Annotated in this window: 19 protein-coding genes and 1 pseudogene; 11 read left to right on the top strand and 9 right to left on the bottom strand. The window is 62.0% G+C overall.

The features are described from left to right. Positions 1-43 precede the first annotated feature (43 nt). Positions 44-958, bottom strand: coding sequence for an oxygen-dependent coproporphyrinogen oxidase (hemF, locus tag QTJ18_RS16045; RefSeq protein ID WP_252751181.1), 915 nt, complete (start codon positions 956-958; stop codon positions 44-46). Between the two features lie 494 nt (positions 959-1,452). Here hemF and QTJ18_RS16040 point away from each other — a divergent pair, with 494 nt between their 5' ends. Together QTJ18_RS16040 and QTJ18_RS16035 are read left to right on the top strand one after the other, a co-directional pair. Beyond that, positions 1,453-1,710 (top strand): hypothetical protein, encoded by a 258-nt coding sequence (locus QTJ18_RS16040; protein ID WP_252751180.1) that lies wholly within the window; start codon positions 1,453-1,455, stop codon positions 1,708-1,710. A gap of 245 nt (positions 1,711-1,955) precedes the next feature. After that, entirely contained in the window at positions 1,956-2,915 is a 960-nt protein-coding gene (locus QTJ18_RS16035) for a flagellin N-terminal helical domain-containing protein (protein ID WP_252751179.1), read from the top strand. Positions 2,916-3,010: 95 nt separating this feature from the next. Here the strand turns inward: QTJ18_RS16035 and QTJ18_RS16030 are convergent, their stop codons facing one another. Continuing rightward, positions 3,011-3,472 (bottom strand): tRNA (cytidine(34)-2'-O)-methyltransferase, encoded by a 462-nt coding sequence (locus QTJ18_RS16030; RefSeq protein WP_252751178.1) that lies wholly within the window; start codon positions 3,470-3,472, stop codon positions 3,011-3,013. A 464-nt stretch (positions 3,473-3,936) separates the two neighbouring features. On the opposite strand from QTJ18_RS16030, the gene QTJ18_RS16025 reads away from it, so the two are divergent. The 5 genes from QTJ18_RS16025 (at position 3,937) to QTJ18_RS16005 (ending at position 10,949) form a co-directional block, all read left to right on the top strand. Next, the gene (locus QTJ18_RS16025; protein ID WP_252751177.1) at positions 3,937-5,841 is read left to right on the top strand and encodes an ABC transporter ATP-binding protein; all 1,905 of its coding nucleotides are present in this window, start codon (positions 3,937-3,939) and stop codon (positions 5,839-5,841) included. 168 nt (positions 5,842-6,009) lie between these two features. Beyond that, positions 6,010-7,872, top strand: coding sequence for an ABC transporter ATP-binding protein (locus tag QTJ18_RS16020; RefSeq protein ID WP_252751176.1), 1,863 nt, complete (start codon positions 6,010-6,012; stop codon positions 7,870-7,872). A 328-nt stretch (positions 7,873-8,200) separates the two neighbouring features. Then, positions 8,201-8,779, top strand: coding sequence for a ubiquinol-cytochrome c reductase iron-sulfur subunit (gene petA / locus QTJ18_RS16015; RefSeq protein WP_252751175.1), 579 nt, complete (start codon positions 8,201-8,203; stop codon positions 8,777-8,779). A 12-nt stretch (positions 8,780-8,791) separates the two neighbouring features. Next, on the top strand, positions 8,792-10,063 hold the full coding sequence (locus tag QTJ18_RS16010; RefSeq protein WP_252751174.1) for a cytochrome b: 1,272 nt from the start codon (positions 8,792-8,794) through the stop codon (positions 10,061-10,063). A gap of 25 nt (positions 10,064-10,088) precedes the next feature. Further along, complete coding sequence (locus tag QTJ18_RS16005) at positions 10,089-10,949, top strand: cytochrome c1 (RefSeq protein ID WP_252751173.1); 861 nt, start codon at positions 10,089-10,091, stop codon at positions 10,947-10,949. Positions 10,950-10,997: 48 nt separating this feature from the next. Here the strand turns inward: QTJ18_RS16005 and QTJ18_RS16000 are convergent, their stop codons facing one another. Continuing rightward, positions 10,998-11,330 (bottom strand): type II toxin-antitoxin system PemK/MazF family toxin, encoded by a 333-nt coding sequence (locus QTJ18_RS16000; protein ID WP_252751172.1) that lies wholly within the window; start codon positions 11,328-11,330, stop codon positions 10,998-11,000. After that, positions 11,320-11,670: a hypothetical protein gene (locus QTJ18_RS15995; protein ID WP_252751171.1), complete on the bottom strand. Its 351-nt coding sequence runs from the start codon at positions 11,668-11,670 to the stop codon at positions 11,320-11,322. Before QTJ18_RS15995 ends, QTJ18_RS16000 begins: the two co-directional genes overlap by 11 nt. A gap of 144 nt (positions 11,671-11,814) precedes the next feature. Between QTJ18_RS15995 and QTJ18_RS15990 the strand changes: the two genes are divergently transcribed. Beyond that, positions 11,815-12,357, top strand: coding sequence for an adenine phosphoribosyltransferase (locus QTJ18_RS15990; protein WP_252751170.1), 543 nt, complete (start codon positions 11,815-11,817; stop codon positions 12,355-12,357). Positions 12,358-12,430: 73 nt separating this feature from the next. Next, positions 12,431-13,045 carry a LysE family translocator gene (locus QTJ18_RS15985; RefSeq protein WP_252751360.1) on the top strand — a complete coding sequence of 205 codons (615 nt, stop codon included), beginning with the start codon at positions 12,431-12,433 and terminating at the stop codon, positions 13,043-13,045. A gap of 18 nt (positions 13,046-13,063) precedes the next feature. On the opposite strand, the gene QTJ18_RS15980 is transcribed toward QTJ18_RS15985, so the two are convergent. Together QTJ18_RS15980 and QTJ18_RS15975 are read right to left on the bottom strand one after the other, a co-directional pair. After that, entirely contained in the window at positions 13,064-13,531 is a 468-nt protein-coding gene (locus tag QTJ18_RS15980) for a MaoC family dehydratase (protein WP_252751169.1), read from the bottom strand. Beyond that, positions 13,528-14,001, bottom strand: coding sequence for a MaoC family dehydratase (locus QTJ18_RS15975; protein WP_252751168.1), 474 nt, complete (start codon positions 13,999-14,001; stop codon positions 13,528-13,530). The genes QTJ18_RS15980 and QTJ18_RS15975 overlap by 4 nt, the downstream gene beginning before the upstream one ends. Positions 14,002-14,263: 262 nt before the next feature. Here QTJ18_RS15975 and QTJ18_RS15970 point away from each other — a divergent pair, with 262 nt between their 5' ends. After that, on the top strand, positions 14,264-15,358 hold the full coding sequence (locus QTJ18_RS15970; protein WP_252751167.1) for a hypothetical protein: 1,095 nt from the start codon (positions 14,264-14,266) through the stop codon (positions 15,356-15,358). 42 nt (positions 15,359-15,400) lie between these two features. On the opposite strand, the gene ychF is transcribed toward QTJ18_RS15970, so the two are convergent. After that, positions 15,401-16,504, bottom strand: coding sequence for a redox-regulated ATPase YchF (gene ychF, locus QTJ18_RS15965; RefSeq protein WP_252751166.1), 1,104 nt, complete (start codon positions 16,502-16,504; stop codon positions 15,401-15,403). Positions 16,505-16,740: 236 nt separating this feature from the next. Between ychF and clpS the strand changes: the two genes are divergently transcribed. Further along, positions 16,741-17,049 (top strand): ATP-dependent Clp protease adapter ClpS, encoded by a 309-nt coding sequence (gene clpS, locus QTJ18_RS15960; protein ID WP_252751165.1) that lies wholly within the window; start codon positions 16,741-16,743, stop codon positions 17,047-17,049. Between the two features lie 20 nt (positions 17,050-17,069). On the opposite strand, the pseudogene QTJ18_RS15955 reads toward clpS, so the two are convergent. Both QTJ18_RS15955 and pth read right to left on the bottom strand, forming a co-directional pair. Continuing rightward, positions 17,070-17,189, bottom strand: a pseudogene (locus QTJ18_RS15955) (GNAT family N-acetyltransferase); the annotation flags it as partial. A 35-nt stretch (positions 17,190-17,224) separates the two neighbouring features. Then, on the bottom strand, positions 17,225-17,971 hold the full coding sequence (gene pth / locus QTJ18_RS15950) for an aminoacyl-tRNA hydrolase (protein ID WP_252751164.1): 747 nt from the start codon (positions 17,969-17,971) through the stop codon (positions 17,225-17,227). Position 17,972 lies beyond the last annotated feature (1 nt).

Genomic DNA, 17,972 nt, shown 5'->3' with positions numbered 1-17,972 from the left:
TTCGAATATGGCGAAAGTCAATTCGTCAACCGATCAATTTTCATCACGGCCAACGCACCAAAGGCGGCAGGGATGAGAGGATCGATTCCACGTTGCCGCCGGTCTTCAGTCCGAAGATCGTGCCGCGATCATAGAGCAGGTTGAATTCGACATAGCGGCCGCGCCGGACCAGTTGCTCGTCCCGGTCCTTTTCGGTCCAGCCGGTGTTGAAATTCCGTTTCACAATGGCGGGGTAGACGGCGCTGAAGGCCTTGCCTACCGCCTGGACAAAGGCGAAATTGGCGTCCCAACCGCCTTTTTCAGCCTGTGGATAGAGCCAGTCGAAGAAGATGCCGCCAATGCCGCGAGCCTCGTTGCGGTGCTTCAGGAAGAAATACTCGTCGCACCAGGCCTTGTAGCGATCGTAATCGGCGACCGCTGCATGGCTGCGACAAGCCTCCTGCATGGATTGGTGGAAGAGCTGGGTGTCGGGATCGTCCTGCCGACGCCGGCGGTCGAGAACCGGGGTGAGGTCGGCGCCGCCACCGAACCAGACACTGGTGGTGGTGACCATGCGTGTGTTCATGTGCACGGCCGGCACGTTGGGATTGACGGGATGGGCAATCAGCGAGATGCCGGAGGCCCAGAAACGCGGATCCTCTGCGGCGCCCGGCATCTGCTTGCGGAAATCCTCGGTGAATTCCCCATGCACGGTGGAGGTATGGACGCCGACCTTCTCGAAGACGCGGCCTTCCATCATCGACATGCAGCCGCCGCCGCCTTTGCCGTCCTCGCGCAGCCAGTCCTTGCGGCGAAAGCGTCCGGGCGGCTGGTCGGACAGCGGGCCTTCCACCGCATCCTCCAGGGCCTCGAAGGACAGACAGATCTCGTCGCGCAGGCTCTCGAACCAGCTGCGCGCCGCGTGCTTCTTTTCCTCGATGTCATGCGGCACGCCGAAGGGGATTTGCGGTCTTTCCATGGGGCATGCCATCCTTTGTTCACTGCATTGCCAGCGCTTGTGCCGGCATCGGGTTTACGGTCAAACTCGATCAGGTTCCGGGCGTGGCGCGAGCGGATTTTGTTTGCGAATAGGAGAAGAGGCTGCCGTGGCGCAAGGCTCCACAAAGCCTTTCGACGCTTTCGCAGAGAAAATCAGCCGCGTCCCGAAGGGATATGGCGAAAATCGCCCATTTTAGCGTCGCAAAGCTTTGAAAGGCGTTGGCCCTTCCTGCGGCTTCGCTCCTCAAACCGAACGATTTTCTCTCATGCCCCGCGCCAAAATCTGCCTGAAACCTGCCCGAAACCTGCCCGAAACCTGATTGGGTTTCGACCCTAGCCCAGGCAGGCATCGGCGCGCAACAGGCGCCGGGCGCCAGAAGCTCGCCCACACGAGGCGCGATTCGACTCTCTCCACGCGCTGTGCCAAACTTGACCCTTCAGCAACAGGGCAAGTACTCCGCAAGAGGAGACGGCATGGCCAAGTTCTCAACCCCGCCACTGGACGGCCTGAAGCGCAGGATCCGCAGGCACCGGCTTGAAAAGGGCACGACCTCTTCCGGCCTGTTCGTGCGCGAGACCTATACGTTATCTCGCGAGGAGGCGCGGCAAAAGGCGCGCGAATGGTTCGATGCCTTTCCCAAGGCCGCCTATTGGACGGAAGTGGAAAGCTGGCGCCCGCTGGAAGGCGACCAGATCGAATTCACCATGCGTCGTCTGCCGACCGCAGATTAGGGAAAAAACCAATCAGGTATCGGCCGCGTCCCGCAGGCATATGGCGCTCCAAATCCTGATTGAGTTTTGGCCATAGACCATTTCCTTAAAATGCGACATTTCCCTGAAACCGAAGTGCAAAGCCTCGCGGCTAAACTCTGTCGCGAAGGGTGGGGCGGGACCTACCAGATGGGCCAGATGGGCCAGATCGGCCAGATGGGCCACACAGGCCAGACAGTCCAGATAGGGACGTGATGCGGGGTGACATGCAATTTAGCCCGGTAAATACCAGTGCGGCCTCGGCGCTCGCTCTGCTCGGCGGCACCACGCGCGCCTTGAGCGAGACGACGGTTCGTGCCGCTTCCGGCCGCGCCGTGGAGACGGCTGCCGACAATGCCGCCTATTGGTCGATCGCCACCACCATGACCTCGAGCAATCTGTCGCTCTCCAGCGCCGAGGATGCGCAGGCCTACTCGGCAGCCATTGCCGATAGCGCCGCCCTCGGCATGCAGGCCGCCGGTCAAATCGTGTCGCAGATCCAATCGAAGCTGATCCTGGCGAAAACGCCGGGCACCGACAGAGACGTGTTGAATTCTGAAATGTCCCTGCTGAAGGCGCAGCTTGGCGAGGTCATCGGCGCCAGCAGCTTCAGCGGCCAGAACTGGCTGAAGACCGGCGCTTCGGAGCGTCCCAGGATGGAGAGCATGGTCGGCTCGCTCAGCACTGGCCCGCAGGGCGAGGTGTCCATCAATGTCATCAATTTCGACAGGGGCAAGGCCAATCTCGTGGCCGAAGGGGACGCCGCCGACGGTCTGCTGACGCGCGCCTATTCCGGCATAACCCGGTCCGGCGCCGCCTTTGATTACTATCTGCTGGATCAGGGTTCCGCGACGCCGGCGGGCGGCGGCGCCCGCGAGATTGCGCTTTCGCAGACGAGCACGGATGACGAGATCGACGGAATGATCCAGGCGGTGAATGGCATGCTGAAGGGCATGACGGCGGCCGGCGCGGAGATTGGCGCGACCGCAACGCGCATCGACACCACTGCCGGTTTTCTGGAGACGCTGCAGGATACGACCGAGGCGGGCATAGGCTCGCTGATCGATGCGGATCTTGGCGAGGACGCGGCACGGCGCGCCGCATTGTCTGTCCAGCAGCAATTGCAAATGGTCGGCCTCAACATGGCCAATGCCTCGATGGGCAACAGCCTGATGCTGTTTGCCTGACAGCCGCGCTCTTTGATGAGAGACCAGATCCTCTTCCGGACCCGGTGATCATTATGATCACCCGCCGGTGACCATGGACTGCCCGAGGCTCTGCTTCAGCTCCAGGCGGTCTGGCGCAGCGCCTCGCCGGCGATCATCGCGGCGGACATGGCGACATTGATCGATCTCTGCCCCTCCACCATCGGAATGATCAGCCGCGCATCGGCGGCATCATGGACAGGTTCCGGCACGCCGGCGCTCTCGCGGCCGAGCAAGAGAACATCGTCATCGCGAAAGCTGAAATCGGTGTAGCGGACGGCAGCCCGGGTGGAGGCCAGCACCAGGCGTCGGCCTTCCGCCGAGCGCCAGGCCTGGAAGGCGTCGAAATTTACGTGACGCGTCATCGTGACATGAGCCAGATAATCCATGCCGGCGCGGCGCAGATTCTTGTCGCTGAGGACGAAACCGGCCGGCTCGATGATATCGACCGCAAGGCCCATGCAGGCGGCAAGCCGCAGAATCGTCCCGGTATTGCCGGGAATGTCGGGCTGGTAAAGGGCGATGCGAAGGCGGGTCATGATGGTCCTGACGGGAAACGGAAAGGGTCGATCAAGAAGGTCGGATCAAGAGGGGCAGATCGAGAATGGCAAATCCAGAAGGGGCAGGCGAGGGCCCTGCGGCCGCGTCTTCCTGCCTATCTCATCCACAGGGGGTGTAACGCAACCGTCACATCCGCCGCCGGCTGCGCCCCGCGTGACGTTTTCCCTCTTTTCAATTCCGGCCGCTGCTGGTAAGCGGAGACATCTTCAACGCCAGCCAAGGAGGCAGACATGGATATGACCGTAATGACACGCCTCCGCTGTGCCGATCTTCGGCTTTCGGCTTGAGGCGTTCGCGGTTCCCGCAGCTTCCTTCCTGACAGTTTCTTTTCGCGGCTGCTTGCCGGCCTCGCCATTCGAATTATCTCGCCAGACGACCCGTTATTGATGCGCAAGGGCGCATGCAGATGGTCGCGGCGGATCTGATTTGACGGAGCTTTTTGATGTTTGCCTGGTTCGAATCCCGTGTAAATCCCTATCCGGCCGGGGAGCCGGAACTGCCGCCCAAGGGGCTTTTCGCCTTTTGCTGGTATTATACCAAGCCTGTCTGGCCCTGGCTCGTCGTTCTCGGCCTCTGCTCCATGGGCATCGCCGTCATCGAGGTGTTTCTCTACCAGTTCCTCGGCAATATCGTCGACTGGCTGAGCAATGCCGATCGCGCGACCTTCCTGGAGCGTGAGGGCTGGCATCTGGCGGCCATGGCCGTGCTTCTGCTGGTCGGCCTGCCGCTCATCGGTTTTTTCCACACGCTGACCATGCACCAGGTGCTGGCCGGCAGTTTCCCGATGATCGCGCGCTGGCAGATGCACCGCTTCCTGCTGCGCCATTCCATGACCTTCTTCGCCAATGAATTTGCCGGCCGCGTCTCCACCAAGGTGATGCAGACGGCGCTCGCCGTGCGTGACGTGGCGATGAAGATCATCGATGTCTTCGTCTATGCCATCAGCTTCTTCGTCTCCATGCTGGCGCTTGTCGCCGCAGTCGACTGGCGTCTCGGCATTCCGCTGCTCGCCTGGCTGATCGTCTATATTCTCATCCTCAGGCATTTCATCCCAAGGCTGCGGGCCTCCTCCCGCGCCCAGGCCGATGCCCGCTCGATGATGACCGGCCGGATCGTCGACAGCTACACGAATATTGCAACGGTGAAGCTGTTTTCCCATGCCGGCCGCGAGGAGACCTATGCCAAGGAGGGCATGGACGAGTTTCTGGGAACGGTGCATGGCCAGATGCGGCAGATCTCGCTCCTGAACATCGCCGTCGACGTGAACAATGTTCTGGTGCAGTTCGCCGTCGCCTCGCTGGGCATCTGGTTCTGGCTCGGCGGCTCCGTCAGCGTCGGCGCCCTGGCCGTTGCGATCGGCCTTTCCATGCGCGTCAACGGCATGTCCAACTGGATCATGTGGGAAGTCGCAGCGCTCTTTGAAGGCATCGGCACCGTCTATGACGGCATGGGCATGATGACCAAGGCGCACGACATCGTCGACAGACCGGGGTCGACACGGCTCGCGGCGCCGAAGGGCGAAATCGTCTATGACAGCGTCCGCTTCCATTATGGCAAGCAGGCGGGCGTCATCGACAATTTCTCGCTGACCATCAAAGCCGGGGAGAAGGTCGGACTGGTGGGCCGGTCCGGTGCCGGCAAGACGACGCTGATGAACCTGCTCCTGCGCTTCTACGATGTCGAATCGGGGCGCATCCTGATTGACGGCCAGGACATTTTCAAGGTCTCGCAGGACAGTCTGCGCGCGCTTGTCGGCGTCGTGACGCAGGACACGTCCTTGCTGCACCGGTCGATCCGCGACAATATTGCCTATGGGCGGCCGGAGGCGAGCGATGCCGAGGTGATCGAGGCGGCCAAGCGGGCCAATGCCTGGGACTTTATCCAGGGCCTTGCCGACCAGCAGGGCAGGACGGGACTCGACGCGCATGTCGGCGAGCGCGGCGTCAAGCTGTCCGGCGGCCAGCGCCAGCGGATCGCGATCGCGCGCGTCTTCCTCAAGGATGCGCCGATCCTGATCCTCGACGAGGCGACCTCGGCGCTCGATTCGGAAGTCGAGGCGGCGATCCAGGAAAGCCTGTTCAAGCTGATCGAGGACAAGACGGTGATCGCGATCGCCCACCGCCTCTCGACGCTGACGCAGATGGACCGGCTGATCGTGCTGGACAAGGGCCGGATCGTCGAGCAGGGCAGCCATGCCGAGCTGGTGGCGCAGGGGGGCATCTATGCCGATCTGTGGAACCGCCAGTCGGGCGGCTTCCTGGCCGATCAGGTCGGCGCCGACGATGCCCGGCGATCGGCCAGGGCCGCGGCGGACGAGGATGACCATGATACGGAGGCAGCGGAGTAAGGGCCGCTCCTCGCAGACCGGCCATCAGGGCAATGCCCGCAACGACATCGCGGCGACAGAGCGGCGGGAGGCTTTGCACAGCCTCCCGCCTTTCTTGTGGGCGAAGATTGCCAAGAATTAAGCCGCCCGCTGCCTTGCTGCAGGCGCGAAACGGCCTATACCAGTTTCATGATCGACGCCTTCTTCCGCTTTTTCGAGACACGGATCCAGCCTTTCGCTGCGCAGCAGGATCTGCGGCCGCCCAAGGGCACGGCCGCCTTCATCTGGTTCTATGTTCGCCAGGCCAAGTTTCCCTTCTTTGCCATGCTGGTGCTGGGCGGAATGACGGCTGCCATCGAGGCGGCGCTCTTCTGGTTCGTCGGCCGGCTCGTGGATATTCTTGCCAGCATCGACAAGGCACAAGGCTGGGGCGGGCTGCTTGCGACCCATGGTTACGAGCTGTTCGGCATGCTGGTGCTGATCGGCCTCGTGCGCTTTCTGGTGACCATGGCGACCGCGATCGTCGACCAGCAGATCATCACGCCCGGTTTCTACAATCTCGTGCGCTGGCAGGCCTATCAGCATGTCGCACGGCAATCGGTGTCCTTCTTCCAGAATGACTTCGCCGGGCGGATCGTCACCAAGGTCTGGTCCGGAGGCCAGGCAGCCGGCGACCTGGTGACCTCGCTGATGGAAAGCGTCTGGTTCGTCCTGATCTATGCGGTCTCGATGCTGACGCTGATCGGCGGCCTCGACTGGCGCCTGGCGATGATCGTGGTGGCCTGGGTGGTGATCTTCTCCTTCCTCGCCCGCTATTTCGTGCCCCGCATCCGGTTTCATTCGCGCGAGACGGCAGAGGCGGCCTCCATGCTGAACGGTCGGATGGTGGATGCCTACAGCAATATCCAGACCCTGCGGCTGTTCGGCCGCGACGAGATGAATGACCGCTATATGCGGGACGGCTTCGACATCTTCCAATCGACGACGATGATGTTTACCCGCTTCATCACCGGCGTCCGCGCCTCCATGGCCGCGCTTTCGGGCATCATGATCACCAGCATGGCGGCGCTCTGCATCCATTTGTGGCTCGACGGGCGCATCAGTTCGGGAGCGGTCGCCTTCACGCTCGCTCTCGTGCTGCGCCTGAATTTCCTGCTCGGGCGGCTGATGACGCAGTTCAACGGCATCATGCGCAATTTCGGGACGGTGCAGAATGCCGCCGAGCTGATCTCGCAGCCGATCGGCCTGACCGATGCGCCGAACGCGCCGGCGCTCGTCGTTGCCCATCCCGCGATCCGGTTCGAGAATGTCAGCTTCCATTACGGACGCGCCGGCGGCGTCATCGATCATCTCGATCTTGCCATCGCCGCCGGCGAGAAGGTCGGCATTGTCGGGCGTTCCGGTGCCGGCAAGTCGACGCTCGTCAATCTCCTCCTGCGCTTCTACGATGTCGAAGCCGGCCGCATCCTGATCGACGGCCAGGACATTGCGCGGGTGACGCAGGAATCACTGCGGGCGCAGATCGGCATGGTGACGCAGGACACCTCGCTCCTGCACCGCTCGATCCGCGACAATATTCTGTTCGGCCGGCAGGATGCCAGCGATGCCCAGCTTCTGGCGGCGGCGCGGCGGGCGCAGGCGGAGGATTTCATCCTGTCGCTGGAGGACCAGCGCGGGCGGAAGGGGTTCGACGCCCATGTCGGCGAGCGCGGCGTCAAGCTGTCCGGCGGCCAGCGGCAGCGCGTGGCCATTGCCCGGGTGATGCTGAAGGATGCGCCGATCCTGGTACTGGACGAAGCGACATCGGCGCTCGATTCGGAAGTGGAAGCCGCGATCCAGTCCAATCTGATCGAGCTGATGAAGGGCAAGACGGTGCTTGCCATCGCCCATCGGCTGTCGACCATAGCAGCGCTCGACCGGCTGATCGTGATGGACAAGGGCCGCATCATCGAACAGGGAACGCATGCCGAGCTGGTATCGGCCGGCGGGCTTTATGCGGAACTCTGGTCGCGCCAGTCCGGCGGCTTTCTCGCCGTGGACGAGCCCGGTTGAGCCCGTCCCGCTGCAGCGCTGGCGCGCATGTCGGCCGCCGATTTTCGCCGAGGCGGCGAATCACTGAAGGCCGCTGCCGGTCATTTGCGGGGCTCCGCCTTGATCCAGCGTAAGGCAAACACAAAAAATCTTGGCATATGCAGGGCTTCCACCCCTTGCCCCCCGCGACAATGTGACCGGAGGGCGTGTGGGAGGCTAGACTTCTTGTTGAGCGACGCTTAAAAAATTCGCTTGGGAGAAGTGAGGCCGATTTTTGTCAAAATCCGGCTTCGACATGGGCGAGGGGCAATGCGATATCATCACATTTCTGTGCAGAGGATGGTTTGACGTGAGCGAGCACGACACGACGAGCGGAACCGCGGGCGAGCCCACTCGCCGCGATTTCCTTTACCTGACGACCGGCATGGCGGGTGCGGTGGGGGCCGCCGCCGTTGCCTGGCCTTTCATCGACCAGATGCGGCCGGATGCCTCCACGCTTGCGCTTGCTTCGATCGAAGTCGACGTGACCAGCCTTGAGCCGGGCATGTCGCTGACGGTGAAATGGCGCGGCAAGCCGGTTTTCATCCGCAATCGGACGGAGAAGGAAGTGGAAGAGGCGAAGGCCGTGACGCTGGACGATCTGAAGGATCCGGTGGCGCGCAACGCCAATATTGCCGCCGACGCGCAGGCGACCGACATCGATCGCTCCGCCGGCGAAGGCAAGGAGAACTGGATCGTGATGATCGGCTCCTGCACGCATCTGGGCTGCGTGCCGCTTGGCCAATCGGGGGACTTCGGCGGGTGGTTCTGTCCCTGCCATGGCTCGCACTACGATACGGCGGGCCGTATTCGCAAAGGCCCGGCGCCGCAGAATCTGGCGATCCCGACCTTTACATTCGCAAGCGATACCGTGATCCGGATCGGCTGAGGGGACTAATCAATGAGTGGGCATTCAAGTTATCAGCCTTCCACGGGCTTGGAAAAGTGGGTCGATGCGCGGCTTCCCCTGCCGCGCATGATGTATGACAGCTTCGTCGCCTATCCGGTTCCGCGCAACCTGAACTATGCTTACACCTTCGGCGCCATGCTGATGGTCATGCTGGTGGTGCAGATCCTGACCGGCGTGGTGCTGGCCATGCATTATTCGGCCGAGACGACGGTCGCCTTCAACTCCGTCGAAAAGATCATGCGCGACGTCAATAATGGCTGGCTCTTGCGCTACATGCATGCCAACGGCGCGTCCTTCTTCTTCATCGCCGTCTATCTGCACATTGCCCGCGGTCTCTATTACGGTTCCTACAAGGCGCCGCGCGAAATCCTCTGGATCCTCGGCGTGGTGATCTTCCTTCTGATGATGGCGACCGCCTTCATGGGCTATGTTCTGCCCTGGGGCCAGATGTCCTTCTGGGGCGCCACCGTCATCACCGGCTTCTTCACCGCCTTTCCTCTGGTGGGCGAGTGGATCCAGCAGTTCCTGCTGGGCGGCTTTGCCGTGGATCAGCCGACGCTCAACCGCTTCTTCTCGCTGCATTACCTGCTGCCCTTCATGATCGCGGGCGTCGTGATCCTGCACATCTGGGCGCTGCACGTGACCGGCCAGACGAACCCGACCGGCATCGAGGTGAAGACCAAGACCGATACGGTTCCCTTCACGCCCTATGCGACGCTGAAGGATGCCTTCGGCATTTCGGTCTTCCTGATCGGCTATGCCTGGTTCATCTTCTACATGCCGAACTTCCTCGGCCATCCCGACAACTACATCATGGCGGATCCGCTGAAGACCCCGGCGCATATCGTTCCGGAATGGTACTTCCTGCCATTCTACGCCATGCTGCGCGCCATCACCTTCAATGTCGGTCCGATCGATTCCAAGCTCGGCGGCGTGCTCGTGATGTTCGGCGCCATCATCGTCCTCTTCTTCCTGCCCTGGCTCGATACGTCGAAAGTCCGGTCCGCCGTCTACCGTCCCTGGTACAAGCTGTTCTTCTGGATCTTCGTGGCCAATTCGATCATGCTCGGCTGGCTTGGCGCCATGCCGGCAGAAGGCATCTATGTCATCATGTCGCAGATCGGCACGGCTTATTACTTCGGCTTCTTCATCGTTCTGATGCCTCTCCTTGGGCTGATCGAAACGCCGAGGCGCATCCCCAACTCGATCACGGAGGCCGTGCTTGCCAAGAATGGCAATGTCACCGCCGACATGCGCGCCTGAGCCAGAAGCCGGAGAGGAATAAACGATGAACAAGCTTGTAAAGAGCCTCCTGTGTCTGGCCATGTTCGGCGCCTTGGCGACCGGCGTCCAGGCTGCCGAAGAAGAGGCGCATGCCGAAGGCGGCACGCCGCATTACCCGATCCACAAGCCGCACAATCTCGATTGGAGCTTTGCGGGTCCCTTCGGTCACTACGACAAGGGCCAGCTGCAGCGGGGCCTGAAGGTCTATACCGAAGTCTGTTCGGCCTGCCATTCGATGAACCTCGTCTCCTTCCGCACGCTGGAGGGGCTCGGCTATTCGGAAGCGCAGGTAAAGGCCTTCGCCGCCAATTACGAGGTGCAGGACGGCCCGAATGACGACGGCGAAATGTTCACCCGCAAGGCCGTGCCTTCGGATCACTTCCCGTCGCCTTTCCCGAACACCCAGGCCGCCGCGGCGGCCAATGGCGGAGCGGCGCCGCCGGACTTCTCGCTGATCGCCAAGGCGCGCGGCGTGACCCGCGGCTTCCCGCTCTTCGTCTTCGACATCTTCACGCAGTATCAGGAAGGCGGGCCGGATTACATCTACTCGCTCCTGACCGGCTATCAGGAACCGCCGGCAGGCGTCGAAGTCGCTCCGGGAACCCATTACAACCCGTATTTCGCCGCGGCTGCCGCACTTGCCATGGCGCCACCGCTCTCCGACGGTCAGGTGACCTATGAGGACGGCTCGCCCGAGACGCTGGACCAGTATTCCAAGGATGTCTCCGCCTTCCTGATGTGGGCGGCGGAACCGCATCTGGAAGACCGCAAGCGCACCGGCTTCATGGTCATGGTCTTCCTGGCGATCTTCACCATCCTGATCTATCTGACGAAGAAATCGGTCTACGCGCGCAAGGAACATTGAGCCCGGCGCGGGCGACGGTTATGAAGGCGGCTTCCGGGCCGCCTTTTTTTATACCAGAATGGCCGCGAGTTCTCGTTCGCAGGCTTGCCTGTCGCGACCTGCCAATGTACCCAGCCGCTGAAGAATGAGGTCGTTGGGGATCGTGGCCATGCGCCAGCGTATGACGCAAGCCGCGTTCAGGCTGGCGGATTGCAGGTCTTGGATGAGAATATCGCTCGGCCAGACCGTTGCCTTGGCAGTGGTGATCATTGCGACGATGGTGGCATCATTGCTTTGATTGAAGCTCCGTCCTGACAGAACGACGACAGGCCGTCGCTTGAGAACGGGTTGTTCCGCAAAGGGAAACGGTACGACGGCGGTGTCGTAGCGATCACAGATCACGAAACGCGGCCTCGTCCTCAGCGCTCGACCATTCTGGAAAGAGCGATTTCAGTGAGAGGCCTCTGCCGGTTTCGTCCAGAACTTCTCGCACGGGGAGCCGGTCTCCGCGCCTCATGCTGTACCATTCGCTCCAGATTGCGCGCATTGAGCCGCTCGGCTTGATCCCGTCCGTCGGGCGCCCGTCCGAGCCGATGCTCATGCGTTTCCAGCGCCCGACGACACCGTTAACCTCGAGGTTGATCTCCTCGCCGGGGGGTAAGGATTTCAAGCGTTCCAGCAGCGTCGAGCCCTCGACATGCTTGAACCAGATGACCTGATCCGTTAAGCGAACATGCTGCATCTGAGACCTCCAATTACGCTTGATGATAATCGATCGTAGTGGCAGATTCCAGCAGTCACAATGCCTGGAGCCCATGGCTTAATCGTGTCGCGGCGCAAGGTGTATCCATCGCGGCTAACCCCCCAAATGAGGACTCAAACGACAATGACGTCTGTCGAGCATAGGCTGGCCGCCTCCATCCGCGCCATTCCCGATTACCCAAAGCCCGGCATCATTTTTCGCGATATCACCACGCTGCTTGGCGATGCCAAGGCCTTCCGCCAGGCGGTGGATGAGCTGGTCCGGCCCTATCAGTCGCTGTCCGTTCATCAGGTCGCGGGCATCGAGGCGCGGGGCTTCATTCTCGGCGGTGCCATGGCGCATCAGCTTTCCGCCGGCTTCGTTCCCATCCGCAAGAAGGGGAAATTGCCGCATGCCACGGTGCGGGTCGCCTATAGTCTGGAATATGGGGTGGACGAGATCGAGATGCATGTCGATGCGGTCAGACCGGGGGAAAAGGTTATTCTGTGCGACGACCTGATCGCCACGGGCGGCACGGCGGAAGGGGCGGTGAAGCTCCTGCGCAAGATCGGCGCGGAGGTTGTGTCGGCCTGTTTCGTCATCGACCTGCCGGATCTTGGCGGCAGAAAGAGGCTGGAAGCCCTCGGCGTGGAAGTGCGCACGCTGGTCGCCTTCGAAGGGCATTGACCCCTTATTTTTCGCGTATTGTGGCAGGGCGCCGGCGGGCTTAGGCTCTCTGGTGAACTGGAGAGCGACGATGCTGGATCTTCACACGCTCATTGCCTTTGCCGCAGCGTTTTTCGTGTTCGCTGCCAGTCCCGGCCCGGACAATATGACGATCCTGGCGCGCACGCTGCACAATGGTGCGGCTTCGGGTCTCGCCTACGGTTTGGGCACCGTGACCGGCATACTCATCTTCCTGTTTCTGGCGGTCTTGGGCCTGTCAGCATTCGCCTCCGGAATGGGTGCCGGCATGACTGTGCTGCGTTATGCGGGTGCGGCCTATCTCATATGGATGGGGGTGCGTATGTGGAGCGGACCTGCGGTGGTTCCCGAGGCGCGTCCGATGGCGGATGCCGGCGATTTGAAGCGCGGCTTTCTCGCCGGCGTCGTGCTCAATCTCGGTAACCCGAAAATGCCGCTCTTCTATATCGCGCTATTGCCCAATATTGTGGGCCCTGACTTGTCCTGGCACCTGGCAGCCAGCCTTGCGGCGGTGATCCTGCTGGTTGAGGTCGTGGTGATTGGCGGTCACGTTCTTCTGGCCGGACGCGCCCGAGGTCTGCTGCGTGATGCCCGTTCTGTGCGCCGGCTGAACCGGGGATGCGGTGCCACTATGATCGGCGCCGGCGTGGCAGTGGTCGCCACGCGTTGAGCGGACAGCGTCCCCCGTTCACGTGAATTCCAGCACGCTGCTGTCGAACCGGAGAACCGTTTCGCCCTTCTGGTTGACGCCTTCGTTGAAAGTCGAGTTCAGCCAGGTGCCCGGCCGGGAGGCGAGTTCGCGCGTATCCGTCAGGGTCACGAAGTAGGTCACGCTGTCATCGGCATAGACAGGACGGATCCATTTCAGGTTCTTGAAGCCGGGGGAGGGGCCGAGCCGGGGGGGCTCTATGCCCTGTTTCACCAGGCGCAGATGTTCTTCCTTCCAATGGGCGAGGAACATCTTCATCCAGCCCGCGCAGGTATGCCAGCCGGAGGCGCAAAGCCCGCCGAAAACATAGGATTTCGCCGCCTCCGCATCCAGGTGGAAGGGTTGCGGGTCGAACTTGGTGGCGAAGCGGATGATGTCGTCTGCCGTGAAGAGCAGCGTGCCGGTCTCGACGCGGGTGCCGATCGGGTTGAGCTCCGCCAGTTTCATGATTGCGTCTCCGTGCTTTGCCGCATGCCGAACATGATGACCTGATCGGCCACGCATATGCTCTGGTCGCGCTGGTTCTTCAACTCCGTGCGCATGCGCACGAGGCCAAGGCCGGGGCGCGATTTCAACGGCCGCGCCTCCAGCACGGTCGCAGTGCCGGCCAGGGTGTCGCCGGCCAGAACCGGTTTCTTCCACTCCATCAGGTCGATGCCGGGCGCGCCCTGGCAGGAGGAATTGAGGATGTAGGAATCGATGATCATCCGCATCAGCATGGAGGAAGTGTGCCAGCCGGAGGCGGCAAGCCCGCCCAATATGCTGGCCTTGCCGGCCTCCTCGGACAAATGCATCGGCTGCGGATCGAATTCCGTCGCAAATTCGATGATCTCGGCGGCGGAGACGGTTTTCGGTCCCAGCGGAAACTGGCGGTCGACGGTGAAGTCTTCGAAATGGAGTTTGTCGTCTGCCTGCATTCGATCCTATTCCTTCCCCGCGGCCTGCCGTTTCCGTCTTATAGCAAAGATCGGCAATGGGAAGCCACGGCTTCCTGACACTGACGGGATTTCCGCAGCGCCTGTCCCTGAAGGGATCCGGCTGGCGGGCGCCGAAGGCGAAACAGACCGTCTCACGACCCTGGCCGGACAGGCGCGAATTCAAGTTGTGTGCATGCGCGGCTGCCCATAGTCTCGCGCCAGTCCCCGGCGGCTGGCCGGGATGGGTAGAAGAGGGACAAAGATGGCGGGTTTGCGCAGCGCATTGGACGGAGCCGTGGCCAAGGGCCTTGTCGAGGAGGGCAAGCTCGCTGCCCTGGAGGCGCATCTGCGTGCGGCACTTCCCGTTCTGTCTCAAATGCCGGGCGCCGAACCCGACGCGCCGTCGCCGGCTCCGATCGTCGAAACCGAGCGGCCGCGTTTTATCCGCGGCTTTCATGATGTGCTGATCACGCTCGGTCTGACGGTGCTGCTGGTCGGCGTCGGCGGGCTGGGGGCGATCATCGGCTTGCTGCCGGTCATCATCCTTCTGGCGGAGATCCTGGTGCGCCGGCAGCGGCTGGCCCTGCCGGCCGTGGCGCTGACCCTCGCCATGGCGATCTGGACCGCCTTCCTGTGCCGGATGATCGTCGATGCCCTCGGCGTGCCGACCGGCGGTTACCTCTCTTTCGCACTCGAATTCCTGAGTTTCCCGCTGATCATGCTGGCTTTCTACTGGCGCTATCGGATCCCGGTGGCGCTTGCCTGCGTCATCCTGTCCTTCTTCGCGGTCGTGTTCGTCCTTCTGATCGCTTTGCTGGAGGCCGGGCTGAGATCGCCGGATATCCTGATCGATCATCCGCATGCCGTCCTGCTTCTGGGGATCGGTGCGGCGCTCGGCCTCTTTGCCGTGGCCATGACCTATGATCTCTCCGACCCGGCGCGGGTGAGCCGGCGTTCCGACGTCGCCTTCTGGCTGCACCTCGCGGCGGCGCCGGCGCTGCTCTATGCGGGGCTTGCCGCCCTGTTCCTGGCGCGCTTCGGCACGCTGGGGACGCTTGACAGCCAGATGAGCGATGTCTCCACGCCGGCCGTCATCCTGCTCGTGGCCCTGCTGATGCTGATCGGCGTCGTCATCGACCGGCGCGCTTTCGTCACGTCCGGCCTGCTGACGCTGATCGTCACCGTGACGACGCTGCTGCGCAATAGCCGGATCGAGATGGACAATATCATCTTCCTGGCGCTGATCACCGTTGGCGTCATCGTGCTGACGGTCGGTATCGGCTGGCAGCCTCTGCGGCGCGTGATCGTTGGCAGTTTTCCGCAGGGCCTCAAAGCAAAACTGCCGCCCCTCCAGTGAGGGACGGCAGCCTGAAGACAGTGCAAGGATGCGTGCGGCCGCTCAGGTGTTGAAGCGGAAGTGGATCACATCGCCATCCTGGACGACATATTCCTTGCCTTCGTCGCGACCCTTGCCGGCTTCCTTTGCGCCTACCTCGCCCTTATAGGCAATGTAGTCGTCAAAGGAGATGGTGAAGGCGCGGATGAAGCCCCGTTCGAAATCGGTGTGAATGACGCCAGCGGCCTGCGGCGCCTTGGTGCCGCGCCGGATCGTCCAGGCACGCGTTTCCTTCGGTCCCACCGTGAAATAGGTGATCAGGTCCAGGAGATGGTAGCCGGCACGGATGAGGCGGTCGAGGCCGGCCTCTTCCAGACCGAGGGCGGAAAGGAATTCCTGAGCCTCGTCCTCGGGAAGCTGGGCCACTTCCGCTTCGATCGCCGCGGAAATGATAACGCATTCCGCACCCTGCGCCTCGGCCATGGCGGCGACGGCTTTGGTATGCGCATTGCCGCTCAGCGCATCGCTTTCCGCCACGTTGCAGACATAGAGGACCGGATGGGAGGTCAGCAGGTTCAGACCCTTCAGGATTTCGACCTCTTCTCCCGACAGCGACTTGAGCAGCAGGCGCGCCGGCTTGCCGTCGTTGAGGAGCTTCACCACGGATTCCATGATCGGCAGCTGGGCCAGCGAATCCTTGTCCTTGCCGGTCGCGCGCTTGCGGGTCTGCTCGACGCGGCGCTCCAGGCTTTCCAGATCGGCGAGCATCAGCTCGGTCTCGATCGTCTCGGCATCGCCGACCGGATTGATACGTCCCTCGACATGGGTGATGTCGTCATCCTCGAAGCAGCGCAGCACATGCACCACGGCATCCACTTCGCGGATATTGGCGAGGAATTTGTTGCCCAGGCCTTCGCCCTTGGACGCGCCGCGCACGAGACCGGCAATATCGACGAAGGAAATGCGCGTCGGGATGATTTCCTTGGAGCCGGCAATGGCCGCCAATTGCTGCATGCGTGGATCCGGCACCGCCACTTCACCGGTATTCGGTTCGATGGTGCAGAAGGGGTAATTGGCTGCCTGCGCTGCGGCCGTCTTGGTCAGCGCGTTGAAGAGGGTCGACTTGCCGACATTCGGCAGCCCGACGATACCGCATTTGAAGCCCATAAGGGTTCACCCGTCCTTGTGTTTTGCGTGTTGCTGTGGCTATGGGGGAAAGCTGCCAGACGGTCAAGGGTCGGATCAGGGTCCGATGCCGAATAGAGCGCCCGCGCCATTGCGGCAGCAAGGCCTGTCCCTATATTATGGGGAGACTGGCACGGTTTTTTCAAGTCGGCCCATCCGCGGCCCGCGCAGCCTCTGTCAAAGGGCGGCGCTCGTATGTCCAGGGAATCATTTGGCTCATGGCAAATCAGGTCGATCTCGCCCGCAAGACGGCGACAAAACCGAAGGTGGAGCGTCCGCGCCTTTACAAGGTCCTGCTGCACAACGACGATTATACGCCGCGCGAATTCGTCGTGCTGGTGCTGAAGGTCGTGTTCCGCATGGGGGCGGAGGCAAGCCAGAAGGTGATGATCACCGCCCATCGCATGGGATCCTGCGTGGTCGTGGTCTGTACCAAGGACGTTGCCGAGACCAAGGTCAAGGAGGCTATGGACCTTGCCAAGGAAGCGGAATTTCCGCTGATGTTCACCGCCGAGCCCGAGGAATAGGCGCGGCTGGCCATCCAGCCTCAGTCATTGCGGATCTGAAACCCGGTCTTGTTCTGTATGAAGCCGCAGCTTTCGTAAAAGCGGTGAACCTTGGCGCTGCCGCGCCCCGTCATGAGCATGACCTTGTAGCAGTCGGCGGCAGCCGGGCGTATCTCTACCTCTGTCTCCACGCCGTTCAATCCTCGCTCTTCTTCGAGAACATCCGTTTCAGCATCTCTGCCATAGGTCCGCTTTCCGGCAGCTTCTTCGGCTGGTTGACATTGCGGGCCTGGCGGATATGCGACTGGCCGGCCGGTTTCGGATCCTTCGCTGCCTTGGCTGGCTTGGCGGGTTTTGTCGCCTCGTCGTCTGCCCTGGACCCGACCGCGAGAGCCAGCTTGTTCATCAGCTGGCTGTCCTCGTTCTTCACCAGCATGTCGGCATTGTCGGCGATCGCATCCAAGAGCGGGTCCAGCCAATCGCGGTCAACCTTGGCGAAATCGCCAAGCACGTAATTGTGCACCAGTTCCTTGGCGCCCGGATGGCCGATGCCGAGCCTGAGCCGCCGATAATCCCTTCCGCAATGGGCGTCCAGCGATTTGACGCCGTTATGGCCGCCGTGGCCGCCGCCGAGCTTGATGCGCGCCTTTGCCGGTGCAAGATCCAGCTCGTCATAAATGGCGACAATGTTCTGGGCCCCAAGCTTGTAGAAGCGCATGGCCTCGCCCACCGCTTCGCCGGACAGGTTCATGAAGGTCTGCGGCTTCATCAGGAGCACTTTTTCGCCCGCGAGCTCGCCTTCGGAAATCTCCGCCTTGAACTTCTTCGACCAAGCCGAAAAGCCGGGTCGGCGCTGGATGGCATCCACCGCCATGAAACCGATATTGTGACGATTGCCGGCAAATTTGGCGCCCGGATTGCCGAGGCCCGCAATAATAAGCATC

The sequence above is a fragment of the Rhizobium sp. SSA_523 genome, assembly GCF_030435705.1.
In the GTDB taxonomy this organism is placed as follows: Bacteria; Pseudomonadota; Alphaproteobacteria; order Rhizobiales; family Rhizobiaceae; genus Neorhizobium.
This window is presented reverse-complemented; position numbering and strand designations above follow the sequence as displayed.